The organism is Lachnoclostridium sp. An138, assembly GCF_002160765.1.
Classification (GTDB): Bacteria; Bacillota; Clostridia; order Lachnospirales; family Lachnospiraceae; genus Laedolimicola; species Laedolimicola faecalis.
The window spans coordinates 1-582 of sequence record NZ_NFLF01000062.1; the positions used below are offsets into that span (position 1 = coordinate 1).

At 50.3% G+C, this 582-nt stretch carries 1 pseudogene; it reads left to right on the top strand.

Annotated features, from left to right (window positions below):
• Positions 1-372: pseudogene (locus tag B5E82_RS17810) on the top strand (integrase core domain-containing protein); the annotation flags it as partial.
• Between the last annotated feature and the right edge of the window lie 210 nt (positions 373-582).

Sequence of the window (582 nt, forward strand, 5' to 3'; positions counted from 1 at the left end):
CAGCAGTTCTTCCACCAATTCGGTGAGAACTTCCGCTTTGATATCACTCAGGTCATCGGGCTCACGAACGAGGACGAAGTCTCCAAAGAGTTCCGCCCTTTCAAACAGATGATCGAGCGGCTCAACCGTACGTTCAAAGCCTCCTACCGCATAACATGCGGCTATGACAACTATGAGGGTGCCAGCTACAATGTCGCCCTCTGGGTCGCTTATTATAACTTTCTCAGGCCGCATCAGCACAACCACTATCGTGTTCTCAATAAAGCAGAGCATCTGGAAAATGCCGACAACATGCCGGGCAAGTGGCAGCTGCTTATCTTTCTCGGGCAACAGACCATCCTGCAGATGCAGAAGTCTCAAGCAGAAGAATAAGTCTGTTCCCAGATTCAGAGCCGGAGATAACAACTCAGCCATCCCGGAGGGATTTACCCTTGATGGCACGCAAAAACAATGCTACAATGCTGTGATCCAGACGGAGAAACCAGCCTGTTCCTGAGTTCTTCGCCGTCGATAAGGCACTCAGAGCATTGCTTTTGTGTGCTGTCAAGGGTGGCGTAAGCTGCCATCAAACATCATATCTGC